At 63.9% G+C, this 16,331-nt stretch carries 19 protein-coding genes; 5 read left to right on the top strand and 14 right to left on the bottom strand.

Annotated features, from left to right (window positions below; genetic code table 11):
- Positions 1-44 precede the first annotated feature (44 nt).
- The gene (locus AB4Y77_RS21480; protein ID WP_442015288.1) at positions 45-1,421 is read left to right on the top strand and encodes a cation:dicarboxylate symporter family transporter; all 1,377 of its coding nucleotides are present in this window, start codon (positions 45-47) and stop codon (positions 1,419-1,421) included.
- Here the strand turns inward: AB4Y77_RS21480 and AB4Y77_RS21485 are convergent.
- Complete coding sequence (locus tag AB4Y77_RS21485) at positions 1,381-2,223, bottom strand: helix-turn-helix domain-containing protein (protein ID WP_442015289.1); 843 nt, start codon at positions 2,221-2,223, stop codon at positions 1,381-1,383. The genes AB4Y77_RS21480 and AB4Y77_RS21485 overlap by 41 nt on opposite strands.
- Positions 2,224-2,301: 78 nt before the next feature.
- Here AB4Y77_RS21485 and AB4Y77_RS21490 point away from each other — a divergent pair, with 78 nt between their 5' ends.
- On the top strand, positions 2,302-2,814 hold the full coding sequence (locus tag AB4Y77_RS21490; protein WP_311211748.1) for a VOC family protein: 513 nt from the start codon (positions 2,302-2,304) through the stop codon (positions 2,812-2,814).
- Between the two features lie 45 nt (positions 2,815-2,859).
- Here the strand turns inward: AB4Y77_RS21490 and AB4Y77_RS21495 are convergent, their stop codons facing one another.
- The 7 genes from AB4Y77_RS21495 to AB4Y77_RS21525 form a co-directional block, all read right to left on the bottom strand.
- Entirely contained in the window at positions 2,860-3,219 is a 360-nt protein-coding gene (locus tag AB4Y77_RS21495) for a VOC family protein (RefSeq protein WP_442015290.1), read from the bottom strand.
- Positions 3,220-3,223: 4 nt separating this feature from the next.
- Positions 3,224-3,484, bottom strand: a complete 261-nt coding sequence (locus tag AB4Y77_RS21500; RefSeq protein WP_311211749.1) for a DUF4235 domain-containing protein — start codon at positions 3,482-3,484, stop codon at positions 3,224-3,226.
- 105 nt (positions 3,485-3,589) lie between these two features.
- Entirely contained in the window at positions 3,590-3,766 is a 177-nt protein-coding gene (locus AB4Y77_RS21505) for a CsbD family protein (RefSeq protein ID WP_035760998.1), read from the bottom strand.
- Positions 3,767-3,856: 90 nt separating this feature from the next.
- Entirely contained in the window at positions 3,857-4,543 is a 687-nt protein-coding gene (gene dhaM, locus AB4Y77_RS21510; RefSeq protein ID WP_442015291.1) for a dihydroxyacetone kinase phosphoryl donor subunit DhaM, read from the bottom strand.
- Entirely contained in the window at positions 4,540-5,202 is a 663-nt protein-coding gene (gene dhaL, locus AB4Y77_RS21515; protein ID WP_442015292.1) for a dihydroxyacetone kinase subunit DhaL, read from the bottom strand. Before dhaL ends, dhaM begins: the two co-directional genes overlap by 4 nt.
- Positions 5,203-5,204: 2 nt before the next feature.
- Positions 5,205-6,206 carry a dihydroxyacetone kinase subunit DhaK gene (gene dhaK / locus AB4Y77_RS21520; RefSeq protein ID WP_442015293.1) on the bottom strand — a complete coding sequence of 334 codons (1,002 nt, stop codon included), beginning with the start codon at positions 6,204-6,206 and terminating at the stop codon, positions 5,205-5,207.
- Positions 6,207-6,306: 100 nt separating this feature from the next.
- Positions 6,307-6,933 carry an isochorismatase family protein gene (locus AB4Y77_RS21525; RefSeq protein WP_442015294.1) on the bottom strand — a complete coding sequence of 209 codons (627 nt, stop codon included), beginning with the start codon at positions 6,931-6,933 and terminating at the stop codon, positions 6,307-6,309.
- 136 nt (positions 6,934-7,069) lie between these two features.
- Between AB4Y77_RS21525 and AB4Y77_RS21530 the strand changes: the two genes are divergently transcribed.
- On the top strand, positions 7,070-8,029 hold the full coding sequence (locus AB4Y77_RS21530; protein ID WP_442015295.1) for a GlxA family transcriptional regulator: 960 nt from the start codon (positions 7,070-7,072) through the stop codon (positions 8,027-8,029).
- Here AB4Y77_RS21530 and AB4Y77_RS21535 read toward each other — a convergent pair.
- Positions 8,026-8,415 carry a winged helix-turn-helix transcriptional regulator gene (locus AB4Y77_RS21535; protein ID WP_311211755.1) on the bottom strand — a complete coding sequence of 130 codons (390 nt, stop codon included), beginning with the start codon at positions 8,413-8,415 and terminating at the stop codon, positions 8,026-8,028. The genes AB4Y77_RS21530 and AB4Y77_RS21535 overlap by 4 nt on opposite strands.
- Positions 8,416-8,506: 91 nt before the next feature.
- Between AB4Y77_RS21535 and AB4Y77_RS21540 the strand changes: the two genes are divergently transcribed.
- Positions 8,507-8,917, top strand: a complete 411-nt coding sequence (locus AB4Y77_RS21540; RefSeq protein ID WP_442015296.1) for a nuclear transport factor 2 family protein — start codon at positions 8,507-8,509, stop codon at positions 8,915-8,917.
- 98 nt (positions 8,918-9,015) lie between these two features.
- Here the strand turns inward: AB4Y77_RS21540 and AB4Y77_RS21545 are convergent, their stop codons facing one another.
- The 3 genes from AB4Y77_RS21545 to AB4Y77_RS21555 all read right to left on the bottom strand — a co-directional run bounded on the left by AB4Y77_RS21545 (position 9,016) and on the right by AB4Y77_RS21555 (position 11,344).
- Complete coding sequence (locus AB4Y77_RS21545) at positions 9,016-9,204, bottom strand: hypothetical protein (protein ID WP_311211757.1); 189 nt, start codon at positions 9,202-9,204, stop codon at positions 9,016-9,018.
- A gap of 12 nt (positions 9,205-9,216) precedes the next feature.
- Positions 9,217-10,665: an FAD-binding oxidoreductase gene (locus tag AB4Y77_RS21550; protein ID WP_442015297.1), complete on the bottom strand. Its 1,449-nt coding sequence runs from the start codon at positions 10,663-10,665 to the stop codon at positions 9,217-9,219.
- Between the two features lie 169 nt (positions 10,666-10,834).
- Positions 10,835-11,344, bottom strand: a complete 510-nt coding sequence (locus AB4Y77_RS21555) for an amino-acid N-acetyltransferase (protein WP_311211759.1) — start codon at positions 11,342-11,344, stop codon at positions 10,835-10,837.
- A 184-nt stretch (positions 11,345-11,528) separates the two neighbouring features.
- Here AB4Y77_RS21555 and AB4Y77_RS21560 point away from each other — a divergent pair, with 184 nt between their 5' ends.
- Positions 11,529-12,779, top strand: coding sequence for a Fic family protein (locus AB4Y77_RS21560; protein WP_442015298.1), 1,251 nt, complete (start codon positions 11,529-11,531; stop codon positions 12,777-12,779).
- Here AB4Y77_RS21560 and AB4Y77_RS21565 read toward each other — a convergent pair.
- Positions 12,776-14,878 (bottom strand): prolyl oligopeptidase family serine peptidase, encoded by a 2,103-nt coding sequence (locus tag AB4Y77_RS21565; RefSeq protein ID WP_442015299.1) that lies wholly within the window; start codon positions 14,876-14,878, stop codon positions 12,776-12,778. The genes AB4Y77_RS21560 and AB4Y77_RS21565 overlap by 4 nt on opposite strands.
- Positions 14,879-15,010: 132 nt before the next feature.
- Positions 15,011-16,228 (bottom strand): glycosyltransferase, encoded by a 1,218-nt coding sequence (locus AB4Y77_RS21570; protein WP_442015300.1) that lies wholly within the window; start codon positions 16,226-16,228, stop codon positions 15,011-15,013.
- Between the last annotated feature and the right edge of the window lie 103 nt (positions 16,229-16,331).

The following is a 16,331-nucleotide window of genomic DNA, read 5'->3' on the forward strand; positions in this document are numbered from 1 at the left end:
CCAGCCGCGACCGCAGCGCGGCCCTCGCACAGATAGGCGCCACTTTGAAGATCCCCGCACCCGCAGTCCCCATGAGCCCAGCGAAGAAGCCACTGTACAAATCCTTGTTCTTCCAGATTCTGGTGGCCGTGGTGCTGGGCATCGCCATAGGGTACCTATGGCCAAACGTAGGTTCTGCCCTTCGCCCACTGGGCGACGGCTTCATTCAGCTCATCAAAATGATCATCGCTCCGCTGATTTTCCTGGTCATCGTCACGGGTATCTCTGCGGTGGGGGACGTCAAGTCCGTCGGCCGCGTAGGCGTGAAGGCGCTGATCTACTTCACCGGCGCCACACTCTTCGCGCTGGCCTTTGGGCTGGTGGTTGCAAACCTTGTGCAGCCGGGCGCAGGGCTGAACATTGACCCGGCGACCTTGTCTGAGGATGCAGTGAACGCCAAGACCACCACCGCCCCACCCAAAGACGCAGGTCAGTTCCTGCTGGGCATCATCCCCACCAGCGTCGTAGGAGCCTTTGCGTCCAACACGCTGCTGCAGGTTCTGTGCTTCGCCATCTTCTTTGGCGCAGCAATTGTGGTGGTGGGCCGCGAGAAGTGCAAGCCCGTTGTCGACCTCATGGAGACGACATTGGAGCTCTTCTTCAAAATCATGTCCTGGGTCATGCGGGTTGCGCCGATTGGCGCCTTCGGTGCCATGGCCTTCATCATCGGCCAGTACGGGCTCAGCTCACTGAGCACCTACGCCCTCCTGGTTGCTGCATGCTACGGCTCAGCACTGGTCTTCATTGGCCTGCTGTTTGTGGTGGCGTGGGTCTACCCGCGCGTTCCCCTGTGGCAGTTCATCAAGTACTCCCGCGAAGAATTCATGCTAGCCCTGGGCACGGCCTCCACGGAATCCGTCCTCCCCCGCATCATGACCAAGCTGACCAATGCCGGTTGTTCCCGGGCAACCACAGGCCTGGTGGTGCCCACCGGGTACTCGTTCAATCTCGACGGCGCCGCGCTTTACCTTTCCATCTCCCTCCTTTTCCTTGCCCAGGCCTTTGGCCACAATCTGGACCTGGGTCAGCAACTGGCAGCGCTCGGCATCCTGATGCTCACCTCAAAGGGGATGGCCGGCGTTCCAGGGTCCGCGTTCCTTGCCCTCTCCGCGACGGCCGGGGCGCTCGGAATCTTCCCGGTAGCCGGAGTTGCACTGCTGCTGGGAGCAGACCGATTGATGGACTCCATGCGCGTAGTGGTCAACCTGCTGGGCAACTGCGTCGCGACGTTCGTGGTGTCCAAGTGGGAGGGACAATTCGATCGCGACGCCATGCTGGCGGCTTTCCGCGGGGAGGACACGACGCCGGAAATCACCGACGCGGCGTCCGAGCATTCGGCGCTCAAGACTCCCCAGCTGACCTCCGGTACGTACTCGGGGTGAAGCCAAGATACTTCTGGAAGTCGTTTGTCAGGTGCGCGTGATCGGAATAGCCAAGTTCGACGGCGATCGCCGCAAGGTCCGCTGTTGGATCGGACCGGGTACGCTCGGCGGCGTCCTGAAGCCTCCGGCGACGTATGAGTGCTGCGGGGCTGAGTCCTATGTACTTCCTGGCCAACCTCTGCAGCGTTCGCGGTGAGACAGACAACCGAGTGGCCGCATCCTCAAGCAAGAGCACCTCAGGGTCGGAAGCGATGACATCCATCATCCGGTTCGCGAGGAGGGCTTCCTCCGAGAGCACTACGTCCAGTGAAACCAGCCACGCAACAAAGGCCTCCACTGCCCGCCTTCGGTGAGTGCCGTCGTCGTGCGTTGTGTCGGTTGGAGGCGTTGTGGCACCGCGGGGCACTGTGGCGCCGCAAGCCGGGGCCATCGCGTCCGAAACCGCAGCGTGCAACTCCATCAGTTCCACTGCCGATTCCTTGTCCCGCAAGGTTCCGGGGTCGTCGGTAAACAACGGCACGGCCGCCGGGCGGAGCAGCGCGCCCACGGCCCAGCCAGAGCCGGTCAGGTCGCGGTGTGCGGCGCGGGTGGTGGGTCCGGAAAAGACGACATCCGCAGACTGGACCACCAGGTTGGAGGCAGGGTAGGCGATGAGGTGTTGACGGGAGGTCCGGCCGGCTTCGATGTCCCACTCGGGGATCCAGAACCACTGCACCAGGTCCGCTACTGATGCCGGTGCGGTAACACGGTTGAAGGTGGGTAGGCGCGCGGGGTACAGAATGCCCTTGAAGGAACCCTCCATAAGCCCCTCCCCGGATCGGCGTGAACCTGTCGCGAATCTCCAAGCGCCCGGCACCCGGAGGCACGTAGCGTCGTATCCATGACAGATACTACAAGCACAGAATCAACCACGGCCGCCCACGGGGAGCACACCACCCACGGCATTCCCAACGGTCTCACCAGCCTCACGCCGTTCCTCTCGGTGCCGGACGCCAAGGCGGCCATCGCCTTCTACCGGGACGTGTTCGGGGCCCGCGTGGTGGGCGAGACCGAGATGGGCGGGGTAGTGGTCCACGCCGAACTCGATTTTGGAAACGGCCACCTCCAGCTGGGCGAACCCAACCCCGAATATCACTTGGTCCAAGCGCCGTCAGGCGAGGACGACTGCTATTCCCTGGGCCTCTACTGCTCCGACGCGGACAGCCTGGTCCGCAAAGCAGAGCAAGCCGGCGCCGCCATCCGGGAGCCTTTGACCACCTTCGTATCAGGTGACCGCTATGCGAGCATCCGGGATCCGTTCGGCGTCCGTTGGTCCATCATGACGCGCGTCGAGGACCTCTCCGAGGAAGAGAGCAACCGTCGCGTCGAGGAATGGGCGGCGCAGCAAGGCTAAGGGCCGGGAGCCGCCGCAGGGTTCAGGCCCAGCGGCGGCCAGGCCTTAGCTGAGGCAGAGACAGAACGGGTGGCCGGCCGGATCAAGGAACACCCTGAACGTCTCACCGGGCTGGTGCTCGGCCTTGGTGGCACCCAACGAGAGCGCAACTTCTTCGCCCTTGTCCAGGTCTTCCACCACCATGTCCAGGTGCATTTGCTGCGGAATGGTCTGCCCGGGCCACACCGGCGCCTGGTACACCTCCACTTGCTGGAAGGAGATGCAGTTGCTGCCGTCGCCGGGGCGGATATCGAACCAGTCGCCTTTGTCCTCGACTTCCCAGCCGAAGAGCTCGCCATAGAAGGCAGCCAGGACGGCCGGGTCGGGACAATCGATGACGACACTTGGGAACTTAGCTATAGCCATGTTTTTAGACCTCGTCAGCCGTTTTCTTTATGCGGGCCAGGACACTCTTGGTGCCCCGCTGGGTGAGAACGTGAACCACGGCGGCGACGCCGGCCGAGACAACCGCGAAGACCAGCACACCCGGAAGTGAGTCATTGAGGTCTGTGCTGTCCTTGGGGGCAGGCTTGCCGGTCTTTTTCTCCCAGAGGCCTTCCAGCGTCTTGTTTGCCAGCGCGCCGGCGCCAAGTCCAATTGCCAGGCCGAAAATTTTCACCAGTATGTTCACGTAGATCCTCCATCAGGTTTGGCGCCGACGGACGACGCCCCACACAACAATCGCCTCGTAAAACAAGGCAGGGCCGCTGCAACCGCAGCGGCCCTGTCCGGATACCTAGTCTTTCTTGAAGGCGTCCTTCAGCTTCTCGCCGGCGCCTTTGAGGTCGGCCTTGGTCTGGTCGCCCTTGCCTTCTGCTTCAAGACGCTCGTTGTCCGTCAGCTTTCCGGCAGCTTCCTTGGCCTTGCCACCAAGCTTCTCGCCAGCGTTCTCCATTTTGTCGTCAGCACCCATGATTCGCACCTCTTCCTTGTAGTGAACCTGTACCTCTACAACATCACTAATCAGCATACTTAGCAATATTTGGAAGCAAATCCGTTAGAACTAGAGCTCCCCGAACCCTTCTTCCACCAACCGTCGGACGTAGTCAACAGCTCTCTGTGCGTCCTTGCCGCGGGCTTCGATACGAAGCGTGGAACCTTGCCCGGCGGCGAGCGCCATGAGCGCCATGATGGACATGCCATCGACGCCGTTGACGGTCACCTCTGCCTCCAACCCGGACAGGCCGCCTGCGATCTTAGCGGCGGGCCGGGCGTGCATGCCCAAGGGGTTGATGAGGGTGAAGTCGCCGCTGGCGTCCGGCTCGCCCGCACCTGGGGCCCCGACAGCTTCAGCCGGCTCCGCGGGCCGGTAACCCGCATCTTCCGCGGCCTTGCGGACATCCGCGACGCCGGCCCCTCCTTGGGCGGCCACGGCTGCGGCCACAAGCCCCTCAACCAAGGGGGCGTCCGCGAGGAGCACCGCATCAGGGTCGCTCGCAAACTCCATGGCGGACTCAGCCGTCATGACGGCCGAGCCCAGATCGGTCATGACCACCACGCCGTCACCACCGGAATCAACCAGGGACTGCTCGACGGCGGCCAGCACCTTCTCCAGGCTGGTTCCGATCCGATCGTCGTCGGTGCCCCCGGCGGCGACCAATTCGACGTCGGGCGCCATCTGCGAAGCGAGTTCCACCGCCCCCTCGGCAATCTTGCTGCTGTGCGAAACCACCACGATCCCAACCGTCATACGGCGTCTGTTCCTGTGTCGCCGGTGGAGCCGGCAGCAGCCGCGGCGGCCGCACGGAGAAGCAGCGCCGTTGAGGCCGCCCCGGGGTCCCGGTGCCCGGCACTGCGCTCCCCCAGGTAGCTGGCCCGCCCTTTACGCGCCACCAAGGGATCCGTTGCCATCGCCCCGGTCTCAGCCGCTTCGGCAGCCGCCTCCAGGACGCCCACCGGATCTGCGCCACCGTCGGCTGCCTTGCGGGCAGCCTCCACTGCGGGTGTCCACGCGTCGATCATGGTCTTGTCCCCAAGCTCGGCCTTGCCGCGCGCCACCACGCCATCACGAGCGGCGGCCAGAGCAGCCGCCAGAGTCTCGGCGTCGATCTCGGCGGCATCGCCCAGCGAGGCAGCTGCCCGCAGGTATGCCGTCCCGTACAGCGGCCCGGCAGCGCCTCCCACCTTGGACATGAGGGCCATCGCGGCGGCCTTGAGCGCGGCTCCGGGAGTTGCCGGTGGCGCCTCGTCGAGTTTCTGGAGGACGGCCTGGAACCCGCGGTCCATGTTTTCGCCGTGGTCGGAGTCGCCGATCGGCCGATCCAGTTCGATCAGTTCCATGCGGTGCTCTTCCATGGCTTTGGCGGAAAGTTTCAACCAGTCCGTGGCCCAGTCAACGGTCAACCCCATCTTCAGGCTCCCCAGCGCAAGGCTGCAGTGTGGACGGGAGCATCCCATAGCCGTGTCATCTCGTCATCGAGGCGCAGGACCGAGACCGAACAGCCCTGCATCTCCAGGGATGTCACGTAGTTGCCCACCAGCGAGCGCTCGACGGTGGCACCACGTTCGGCCAGGACCTGGGCTGCACGCCGGTAGACGATGTAGAGCTCGCTTTGCGGGGTTCCGCCCATGCCGTTCACGAACAGCAACACTTTGTCCCCGGACGCCAGGGCAAGATCCTCCAGCACAGGCTCCAGCAGGCGGTCGGTGATGGCATCGGCTGGCTCCATGGCGATCTTGTGCCGGCCCGGTTCGCCGTGAATGCCTATACCGATCTCGATCTCGTTGTCTTCCAGCTCGAAGCTCGGCGTGCCTGCGTGCGGCACAGTGCAGCCGGACAGAGCCACGCCCATGGTCCGTACGTTGGCCGCCACCCGCTCGGCGATGGCCGTGACGGTGTCAAGGTCGTCGCCACGCTGAGCCGACGCCCCTGCGATCTTTTCCACCAGGACCGTTCCGCCCACCCCACGCCGGCCCGCCGTGTACAGCGAATCCTCCACCGCGACGTCGTCGTTCACCAGGACCGAACGCACGTGCACGCCTTCGGCCTGCGCCATCTCGGCGGCGGTTTCAAAGTTCAGGACGTCGCCGGTGTAGTTCTTCACGATATGAACGACGCCGGCGCCTGAGTCCACCGCGACGGTCGCCGGAATAATCTGGTCAGGTGTTGGCGAGGTGAAGACGGCGCCGGGCACAGCGGCGTCGAGCATGCCGAGTCCCACAAAACCTGCGTGCAGGGGCTCGTGACCGCTGCCTCCGCCGGAGACCAAGGCAACCTTGCCCGCCACCGGAGCGCCCTTTCGGATGACATATTTGGGCTCGGGATGGACGTCCACAATGTCGGCATGGGCCATGCCGAACCCTTCTACGGACTCGTCCACCACTGCGCGTGGATCATTAATGAGCTTTTTCATGGGATGCTCCTGGGCGTGCTGCGGCTGGTGCTCTGACCCTACTACCGGCGGCCCGGCCCACGGTAGGCCCTGGGCTCCCTTGATCCGGAGAGGTCTCCGGTCAGCGCAGGGCTCCGGCCACTGCCGAACTGCCCAGATCGCTCTTCTCCAGGGCGCTGCCCGCCTTCAGGGCATCCACCCAGGCGTCAGTGCTGCTGACTGCCGCCCAGTTCGAGTTCAGCAACGCCATCAGGGTGGTGTGGACTGTTTCCGCATCAGCGAATCCTGCGGCATTGGCCAGGTTGATGGCGCCGGTCGCATCGGAGAGGACTTCGGTGCTGAAACCAATAAATTCGGCTTCCACGGCTGAGGCCAGGATGCAGTTGTTGGTCATGTACCCCACCAAGGTGACGGTGTCGACGTCGTGCTCCCGCAGCCATTCGGTCAGGTCCGTCCCGGCATAAACCGAGCCGTACTCCTTGACGACGTCCTTCCAGGAGTCCCTTCGTCGGGCCTCGACGTCAGGGTGGAGGTCGTACTCCGCGGTTCCCGGCGCGAAAACCGGCGCACCTTCTCCAGCGCTGTGCTGGATGGCAGCAACCGGGATGCCGGCGGCCGTCGCGGCGTCAATGGCCTTGCCTATCATCCCAATGGATTCCTGGTGCGGCGGGAACTGGATCTCGAGGGGTCCGCTGAAGTACTGCTGCTGGACGTCGACCAGGACAAGGGCGCGGCGGGGAATGCTCATGGTGCTCTCTTTCGGTGAAGTGGAATGCCCAGGCAGGTTTGCGGCACCATTCCATCATCGGCGCCTTCGGAAGCGTCCACCAGTGGCATGAATGCCCTTGTACGATTGATTCAGGCCAAACCGGAAAGGGGACCTTGTGCGCATCGCGGTGTATGCCTTCCACGACGTCACGATGTTCCACCTTGCTGTCCCCCAAATGGTCTTCGACGAGGTCTCGCGCCAAGGGCTCGCCGAGTGGACCACCCTGCTTTTCGCGGATCAGGCGGGCCACATCCGCACTGCGGAGGGCTATCAGTTGGGAGAAATCCTTGGCCCCGAATCGGCGGCCGAAGCCGACGTCATCGTGGTGCCCTCATGGTTTGATGACGGCCGCGAGCCCAGCGAGCAGCTCCGCAACGTACTTCAACAGGCACATCAGCGCGGCGTCATCATACTTGGCCTCTGCCTGGGCACCATCCCTGTTGCCGATGCCGGCCTGCTGGGCGGACGGTCCGCCGTCACCCATTGGGCGGCCTTCAGTTCGCTCTCAGCACGCCACCCGGACGTCTTCCTGGATCAGACGGTGCTGTACATCGATCACGGCGACGTACTGACCTCGGCTGGGACCGCCTCCGGGCTGGACGCCTGCCTGCACCTGGTCAGGACCCGCCTGGGATCCGCAGCAGCCAACCAGGTGGCCCGCAGCCTGGTCATCGCTCCGCACCGCGAGGGCGGGCAGGCGCAGTACATTGAGCACCCCCTGCCGCCACGTTCCTCGGAAGACCCCATGGCACGTTTGCTCGAGTGGGCCCTTGGGCATCTGGGCGAGGATCTGTCCATCGAGACGCTGGCCAACCAGGCCCACATGAGTCGCCGAACGTTCATTCGCGCCTTCAGGTCCTCTACGGGCGCCACACCCTCAGCGTGGGTGCGTTCCCAGCGGCTGGATGCAGCCAGGCACCTCTTGGAAAGCTCCAGCCTGTCCATAGACCAGGTGGCAGCCGAATGCGGCTTTGGCAGCGCAGTGACCCTCCGGCAGAACTTTGCCCGGGCCTTTTCCACCACGCCCACGGACTATCGACGCCGCTTCGACGCCCAACCCACGCTCGTACCCTAGGTCAGCGCCCCCGGCGTTGGACGGTCGTCATAGGCGTCCCGCGCAGACATCACGTCCTCGATGTGCTGTTCTGCCCAGCGCCCCAGGGCCGTGAGGGGTTCGCGGAGCGTGCCACCCAGAGGGGTCAGCTCGTACTCCACGCGGGGAGGCATCTGGTCATAGGCCGTGCGGCTCACGATTCCGTCCCTCTCCAGGTCCCGCAAGGTATCCGCGAGGACCTTTCCACTAATGCCATCCACGGCTTCCCGCAGCCCGCCAAACCGTAAGGGACCGTCACTCAGTGCAATCACGATCATTGCGGTCCATTTGTTGGCGATCTTCGCCAGGGACGTTCGGGAGGGGCACGTGGACACCATGACGTTCCAGGCCGGCGCGTTCATTCTCATCAAACTCCTCGGCACCATCCTTTAGTTACGTTGATGTAACAGGTTACCGAATGTAACCATGATTGAGTAACCCCAGCCCAAAGGAGAAATCATGAACCACCAGGAACCAGCGGCCGTAGCCGCCTCGTACTTCGATGCACTCGGCCGCGGCGACGTTTCCGCGGCAATGGCCTTGTTCAACCCGGATGTGGTGTGGCACCAGCCTGGCTCCAACCGCTTTTCCGGCGACCATGCAGGAATCGACGCGGTAGGCGCCCTGGTCGGTGGAATGATGCAGGCCAGCGAGGGAACCTTCCAGCTCACCGTCACCGGCAACCCCATGGTCAATGGCCAACTGGTAGCCGTTCCCGTTCACTTCTCGGGCAAACGCACCGACGCTTCGATGGACATGGCCGGGACGGATCTGCTGACAGTGAGCAACGGAAAGATCACCGAAGTGCGGCTCTTCTCAGCGGACGGAGCAGCGGAAGACGCATTCTGGGGACTTCCCGAAGCCCTGTAACACCGGCTGGGCACCCCTGAGGGCCACAGAGCGGCGGGTGAGCAGCGGGAAGGGGCAGCTTCTGGGAGCTGCCCCTTCCGCCCTGCCCCGCGGGCCTGCTACTGCTCAGACGGCGGTGCTGTCACCGCCTCGGATTCCTGCCTGGCATGGAACTCGGGCCAGAAGGCCGAGTACAGGTCCGGGTCCGAATGCCTGTCCCCGGACCATGGCGCTTCGTGCGGCCATGATCCGTGCGGGATGTCGATCTGGAAGGCGGAGAAGTCGGGGAACGTGACGCGGTTGTTCATCGCCCTCAGCCCCTAGTTGTTCAGCACGGCGTCGCCGCCGGCTGACACAACGTCTTCAAGCAGCACCGTCTGGTCAATGACCGGGAGCCCCACCACATGCCCGAAGCTGAACATGTTCTGCGGGTCCAACTCAGCCTTCGCCTTCCGGAGCCGTTCCAACGCCGTTGCCCGCCATGGCCGTTCCCGGTCTTCGGCATCCACAAAGTGGCCATGGAGGTTCACGAAGGTTCCGGCATTGGCTGCAGGGCGAAGGTCTTCATGGACGGCATCGAAAACTGCCGGCAACATCGAAACCATCGGCGGGACGGCAATGGCACCCATGAAGAAGCTGAATGCAGCATCGCGACCACCCACAATGTCGTCACCATCTGCGCTCTTGGCCAAAGCACCGCCGAGCAACCGGAGTTCGGCCAGCAGCACGGGACTTTCGACGCCGGGACCAAAGTGCCGCAGAAGCGTTTCGGCTTCCGAGGTATCCAGCCTGTCCAACAGGAACCCGTGTTCCAGCACAGGAACTGGTTGGTCCGGGTCCTGGTGGATGGAGTCGAAGGCAGTGGCGTCAAGCGGACCAGTGGCATCCATCATGAACGGTGCACTCCGGCGCATCGGCTCCACGAGTTCTGCCGCCGCCGCCAGATCACCCTGGTAGGCATAACGGAGGTGGATCACAAACTTTCCGCGCAGAGGTTCCGGCACCATCTCCATATCCGGCAGCCGCAGGAAGGCAAGTGACGCCGAGGCCTCCAGAGGCAGGGCAGGCGCCCAACCCCTGAACGCCTGCAGGACTTCAGGAGCATGCTCCCCGTCAAAGTAGATTCCGCCGGCGTAGAGGTCGGAGCCCGGGAACAGGTGGAACTCCATGGCCGTGACGATTCCCAGATTGCCCTTGCCGCCGCGCAGGAGGAAGAACAACTCCGAATTCTCGTCCTTGGTTACCCTTCGCAGGGTTCCATCCGCCGTGACGATTTCAAAGGCAATCACGTGGTCAGAAGCGAATCCGTATTTGCGGCCCAGGATCGGCAGCCCACCGCCCAGCGTGTAACCCACCACGCCAACATCAGTGGTTGAACCGCAGAGCCCCATGAGGCCGAAGGTCCCGGCGAGATCCACCACGGCCTTCCAACGGACACCCGCACCCACGCGGGCTGTCTTCTCCAGGGGATCAATACTGAGCTCGAGCATTCGTCGGGTGCTGATCAGCAAGCCACCCTCGATCGCATTGGTGGCACCGTGCCCGGTTGACTGGACGGACACGGGCACACCGCGTTCCGCTGCCCAGCGTATCGCCGCCGAGACGTCCTCTGCGTCGAGGGCTCCGAAGGCGAGATCGGGCTGGTGCTGTGTGGATAAATTGAAGGCCGCTACTTCAGCGGCGAAGCCGGGATCGGCAGGCGTGAACACTGGACCGCGCACGCTGAGTTGGAGTTCTGAAACATCTGAAAGGGACGCGTGGGACTGCATGATCTTCTCTCAATTGACCGATGTGGTGGAAGCTTCCCCAGCAAGCCTTGATCAGTTTATCCATCAATTTTAGATAAGGAAAGAGGTTTAAATCACTCATAATCGGGCGCGCTTGAAAGACGCGCCATTTTCCTGCAGGACCGCGGCGCGGGGAGAAGGGGAAGCAGGCCTAGAGCTGCTTGATCATGCGGGTATTGCCCAAGGTGTTCGGCTTCACCCGAGCCAGGTCCAGGAACTCGGCCACGCCTTCGTCATGTGAGCGCAGCAGCTCGGAGTACACCTGGGGATCCACGGCCGATTGGTCGGCCATGACTTCAAACCCGTGGCGCTTAAAGAAGTCCACCTCGAACGTCAGGCAGAATACGCGGCTCACACCAAGCGCGCGCGCTTCCTCAAGGAGATTCTCCACCAGGACATGCCCCACGCCCCGCCCCCGCCAGGAATCAGCAGCCGCAAGAGTGCGGATCTCGGCCAGGTCCTCCCACATCACGTGGAGCGCGCCGCAGCCAATGACTTCCCCGCCGTCAGACTCGGCGATCCGGAATTCCTGCAGGCTCTCGTAATAAGCCACGGTCTCCTTGGCCATGAGGATCCGCTCCTCCGCCAAGGGCGCCACCAGTCTCTTGATCGCCGCTACATCGCTGGTGCGGGCAGGACGGAGGCTGAAGGTCGAATTCACTCCCCCATCCTAGCGAGGAGTAGATGCGCAGCCCATTGACTCCTCCTGCAGGCGGAACTTCCCAACATTTCAGGGCCCATCTGTTGGTAATACAGCCCCCGGCCCACGGTTCGGCGAAAGTTTAGATGGGAGGGACCGGATAGTTACCAACACTTCTTCGACTAAGTGTTGGTAAAGTTATCGAATGCCAACACCTGCCACCGTGCGCATCCCGGTCGACCCGGTCTCATTCGAGACCTTCGATTGGCAGCCACGCGCGCCGGAGATGTATTCGCGTGCCGAAGTGGCGCGGCAGACCGGCCCCTACGAGGCGGCCGTCACGGCGTCGATCGCGGGCTGGGCCCCCCACATCTCCGGCGAGGATTCCGCCGACGTCGAAGATGCCACCCGTCAGTTGGTCGAATTCGACAAGCACGCCCAGCACACACTTGGCACTAACAATCCTGCCCTCGGACCGATGACGGCTATCCTGCTTCGCACCGAGTCGGCCTCCAGCTCGCAAATCGAACAACTGACGACATCCGCGAAGCAACTAGCCCTCGCCGAGATCGGCGAKGGCGACAAAGCCAACGCACTCACCGTCATAGGCAACGTCCGCGCCATGGAGGCGGCCCTCCGGCTCGCTGACGACATCAGCGGGAGGTCCATTCTCGCGATGCACAAGGCGCTCATGCTCCAACAGCCTGGCTTCGACCCAGCCGAAGCTGGCCATTTCCGCGTCGGGCAGGTGTGGGTGGGTCCCGGTGAGGCCGGCCCGAGGACTATCGACTTCGTTGCCCCGCACCATGACCGCATCCACGGAGCGATCGATGACCTGGTCAAATTCATCAGCCGCCAGGATATTTCGGTGCTGGTCCAGGTCGCTGTCAGCCACGCCCAGTTCGAAACGATCCACCCATTCCCCGACGGGAATGGCAGGACTGGGCGTGCACTGGCGCAATCGATCCTCCGCAACAAGGGACTCGTTGGCTCGACTGCGGTGCCGATCTCAGCGGGTTTTCTTGTCGACACCCAGCGCTACTTCGCAGCGCTGGGCTCGTTCCGTGATGGCGATGCGGGCCCGATCGTCCGGGAGTTCGCCCGGGCCAGCCGGATCGCCGCGACCACCGGATCAAAGCTCGTCGATGACCTCGTTGCGCAACTCGAGTCGTCCCGCATCAAGATGTCACGCTTGCGCGCGGACGCCGCAGCGTGGAAGGTGCTGCCGGCTCTCATCGGCCAGCCCGCGATGAACACGAAATACCTCACCACCGAGCTTGGGCTGGGTGAGATGGCGGCGCTTCGTGCACTGGACTCCCTCACAGACCTTGGCGTACTCGTCGAGGTGTCAGGCCGCGGCCGTCATCGGGTATGGCAGCACCGGGGCATCTTCGACGTCCTCGACGCCTACGCCGCCGGGATCCGCCGGATGTCCGCCGGCGAACGAATCGCCTAGACCCCCAACTCCTCCGGCAAAGCAACGTCTTCGCCCAGCACCTGCTTCGCCAGGAAGTGCTCCACCACTCCGTACCAGATCTTCGCGTGCTGCGGCTGGAGCACCCAGTGGTTTTCGTCGGGGAAGTAGAGGAAGCGGTGCGGGCTCTGGCCGTTGTCGTCAGCGGGCAATTGCGAGGAGGACAGGAGTTCGTACCAAAGACGCAGACCCTCGCCGATCGGAACCCGGTAGTCCTTGTCGCCATGGATTACCAGCATGGGTGTTTTGATGTTGCCGACGTTCAGGTGCGGCGAGTTCTCCATGGCCATTTCCACGGTCATTTCCTTCAGCCAGTACTGGGCGGCGTCAGTGGTGGGGCCGAACTGGTCCAGCGCCCACAAACTGGCGTGGGTAACAATGGCTTTGAACCGGTCTGTTTGGCCGGCCACCCAGTTGGCCATGTAGCCGCCGAACGATCCCCCCATCGCAGCCGTCCGAGACTCGTCAATGTCCGGGCGCCCCACCACCGCGTCGGTGATGGCCATGAGGTCGGTGAAGGGCTTCTTGCCCCACTCGCCCCAGCCGCGCTGGATGAATTCCTGGCCGTAGCCTGTGGAGAGCGCGGGGTCGGGCAGCAGCACGGCGTAACCCTTGGCGACGAGCAGCCAGGGGTTCCAGCGCCACGTCCAGGCGTTCCACGAACCCAGCGGGCCGCCGTGGATCCACAGCAGGAGCGGCGCGGGGTTGTCGCCGGAGGCCCCTTCGGGGAGCGCAAGGTAGGCGGGCACTCGTGAACCGTCGTCCGCCGTCGTTTCCACGCGCTCCAGATGTCCCTTGTAGACGGGCCGCTCGGCGGGTGCCTGCAGTCTGGTCACTTCTCCAGTGGCGATGTCGATCCGGACCGCTTCGGCGGGGAATTCGTACGAGCTCCGCAGGGCAAACGCCGCAGTCCCGTCGGGAGAAATCACGACGTCGGAATAGGCGGAAGCGTCCTGCGTCACCCGGGTGACCCCACCGTCAGCGACGTTGATCCGGAAAACCGGCGACGCGCCGTCGTCGTCCGCTTTGGCCAGGACGGCGCTGCCATCCGGAAGCCAGGCAAGGACGGTGGCCCAGCGATCCCAGTGGTGCGCCAGCGGCTCGAGGTCCGTGGTTTCGCCGCCGCTGACGTTGAGCAGGTGCAGCTTCACCTGGGGCGCCTGCGTGGGCGTGGTGTCGCTTTCACTTTCTACCACGAGCGTGCCGTTGTCCGGGCTGACGGGTCCCGGGAAATAGCTCATGCCTTCGTGGTCCAGCAGCACCTTGACATTCCCGGTGGCGACGTCGATGGCGGCCAGCACCTCGCGGCTGTCGGCCTTGGCGAGCGCCTTGGTCATGCTGGTGTAAATGGTCTTCCCGTCCGGGCTCACCACTGTTTTTGACTCACGCAGAGAACCGCCTGCACCGACTGTCAGGTTGCGGAGCTTGAGCGGAGCTGCGGCGTCCACCGTTGACGGTTTGCCGGGTTCCGGCCCGTCACCCTCCTCGACGGCAAAGATCCGCGGCTCCGCGGGGCCGAGGTCGGCATCCCAGTAGCGGACCGGGTAGCCGCTGTGCAGGATGGCGGAGACCTTGTTGTCCTTGCGGGCCTTTCGGCGCTCGTCGTCGTTGTCCTCGTCGGTGGATCCCGCCAGGACCTCGGCGCTGACGAACGTGGCGTCCGCATCCTTCGCGGCCATGACGGAACTGATGCCTCCCGAGCGCGAGTGCACCACGCGGGCTTCTCCACCGTCGGCAGGGAGGAGCCAGAGGGCGTTCACCGGGTCAGCGTCCGGGCTCTCCGGATCCGGGCGCGCCGAGGTGAAGTAGAGGTCGCCGTTTGCCGCGAACGCCGCGCCCGCCTCACCCTTGGAACTGCGGGTGATACGGCGTGCGTGCTTCTGGCCGGTGGGATCGATCTCCCAGAGGGCTGAAGCGAACTCGGTTCCCTTGCCGTTCAGCGTCGAAACGGTGGTGACCAAGCGCTTGCCATCGGGACTGAGGGTAAGGCCGCTGACCCGCGGGATGGCGAGGTAGTGGTCCATGTGGTGGAAGGGAGTTTCGGGCTGCTCGCCCGGGGTGTGAGTGTCAGCAGAGTCCATGATCCGATTCAACACGCATTGTGCTCCCGATCACAGGGTGGTTCACTCACAGTGAAACAGTACTTTCACATATCCCGCACCCAACTAGGTCGCAGTACAGCGCGTTATGAGCGCTCTAAACGCGCTGTACTGCTACTTGGATGGGAGAGTCCGCAGAGCCTCGACCACCGGCACAGTCCCGTCTTCCTTCGCGATGGCGGCCGCCAGGACCCGCGCTTGCTGCGCGTACGACGGCGTTGCCACGGCTTTCGAAATGGCGTCACCAAGGCGCTCCGGAGTCAGCTTCTTGTACGGAAGCGGTTGGGGACCGGCGCCCAGGGTTGCGATCCGCGAGGCCCAGAGGGGCTGGTCCGTATACACGGGGACACCTACCGACGGCACGCCCGCACGCAAGCCGGCGGCAGTGGTTCCGGCGCCGGCATGGTGAACAACAGCAGCCATGCGGGGGAACAGCCACTCGTGCGGGACACTCCCAACACCCATGGCATCATCGCCCAACACGCCCTCCGCGCCCTGCACAACGGCCCGAACTCCGGCGCGACGCGTGGCCTCGAGGATGAAGCCGGGGTCAAGGTGCGCGCTGCTGCCGAAACCAACGAAGACGGGCGCTGGACCGTCTGCGAGAAAGTCCACCAGGTCCGCGGAGGGCTGCCAGCCTGAATGCTCCGGAGGCCACCAATAGCCGGCCATCACCAATCCCGCATGCCAATCCGCGGGCCGCGGCAGAACGGTGGGACTAATGCCGTGAAGAATGGTTGCCCGGGCCTTCCTCCGACGACGCTCGCCCGCTGCCCGGCTTTCCTTGCGCAGGCCCAGCTGCTTGCGAAGGCGGGCACTGGGAGCATCGTACGGCGCCGGCCCCGCAGCCGCCCGCTCGCCAATGATCCTGTTCCCCAGCGCACCCAGGCTTCGAGCCGAATTCATCAGCACGGGCGGATAAGCCGCACTCGGTTCCGTTGGCTGTAAATGGGCGCCAATGGCCGGGATGCCAAAGGCCTCAGCAATGTCATAGGCATAGGGTGCCACCGAGTTGGCCATGATCACATCGGCTCCGGCCTCGGCGGCAGCCAAGGTTCCCTTGGCCGCGTTGTCCATATACTCGCCAAGCTTCCGCCAGAACGTCAGCACGCCTCCGGGTGCTGCCTTTGCGCCAGGGGCAGGCTGCTTGATGAGTTCCACCAGGTCCCCCGGCAGCGGCCTGAACTCGCATCCGGACTCAACAACCAGGGGGGCATAGGCAGGATTGGCCGCAATGGCAACCTCGTAGCCCAGCCCCTGTAAGCGATGCCCGAGACCAGCCATGGGCGCCACATCCCCGCGCGTTCCGGGAGTCACCATAAGTACCCGCATGCCGTTCCTCACCTTCGCTAATTGCGATCACCGTTCGCAATTAAGAATATAGTGGAATGGGAACAGGACCAAATCACTTCAACAGGATGAAAGGGCGGTACTG

It is taken from the genome of Paenarthrobacter sp. YAF11_1 (assembly GCF_052113445.1).
In the GTDB taxonomy this organism is placed as follows: Bacteria; Actinomycetota; Actinomycetes; order Actinomycetales; family Micrococcaceae; genus Arthrobacter.

Excerpts from the sequence above, each read along its gene's own strand:
- AB4Y77_RS21485 (WP_442015289.1), bottom strand. The coding sequence starts at position 2,223 with ATGGAGGGTTCCTTCAAGGGCATTCTGTACCCCGCGCGCCTACCCACC.
- AB4Y77_RS21490 (WP_311211748.1), top strand. The coding sequence starts at position 2,302 with ATGACAGATACTACAAGCACAGAATCAACCACGGCCGCCCACGGGGAG.
- AB4Y77_RS21495 (WP_442015290.1), bottom strand. The coding sequence starts at position 3,219 with ATGGCTATAGCTAAGTTCCCAAGTGTCGTCATCGATTGTCCCGACCCG.
- AB4Y77_RS21505 (WP_035760998.1), bottom strand. The coding sequence starts at position 3,766 with ATGGGTGCTGACGACAAAATGGAGAACGCTGGCGAGAAGCTTGGTGGC.
- dhaM (WP_442015291.1), bottom strand. The coding sequence starts at position 4,543 with ATGACGGTTGGGATCGTGGTGGTTTCGCACAGCAGCAAGATTGCCGAG.
- dhaL (WP_442015292.1), bottom strand. The coding sequence starts at position 5,202 with ATGGGGTTGACCGTTGACTGGGCCACGGACTGGTTGAAACTTTCCGCC.
- dhaK (WP_442015293.1), bottom strand. The coding sequence starts at position 6,206 with ATGAAAAAGCTCATTAATGATCCACGCGCAGTGGTGGACGAGTCCGTA.
- AB4Y77_RS21525 (WP_442015294.1), bottom strand. The coding sequence starts at position 6,933 with ATGAGCATTCCCCGCCGCGCCCTTGTCCTGGTCGACGTCCAGCAGCAG.
- AB4Y77_RS21535 (WP_311211755.1), bottom strand. The coding sequence starts at position 8,415 with ATGAGAATGAACGCGCCGGCCTGGAACGTCATGGTGTCCACGTGCCCC.
- AB4Y77_RS21540 (WP_442015296.1), top strand. The coding sequence starts at position 8,507 with ATGAACCACCAGGAACCAGCGGCCGTAGCCGCCTCGTACTTCGATGCA.
- AB4Y77_RS21545 (WP_311211757.1), bottom strand. The coding sequence starts at position 9,204 with ATGAACAACCGCGTCACGTTCCCCGACTTCTCCGCCTTCCAGATCGAC.
- AB4Y77_RS21550 (WP_442015297.1), bottom strand. The coding sequence starts at position 10,665 with ATGCAGTCCCACGCGTCCCTTTCAGATGTTTCAGAACTCCAACTCAGC.
- AB4Y77_RS21565 (WP_442015299.1), bottom strand. The coding sequence starts at position 14,878 with ATGGACTCTGCTGACACTCACACCCCGGGCGAGCAGCCCGAAACTCCC.
- AB4Y77_RS21570 (WP_442015300.1), bottom strand. The coding sequence starts at position 16,228 with ATGCGGGTACTTATGGTGACTCCCGGAACGCGCGGGGATGTGGCGCCC.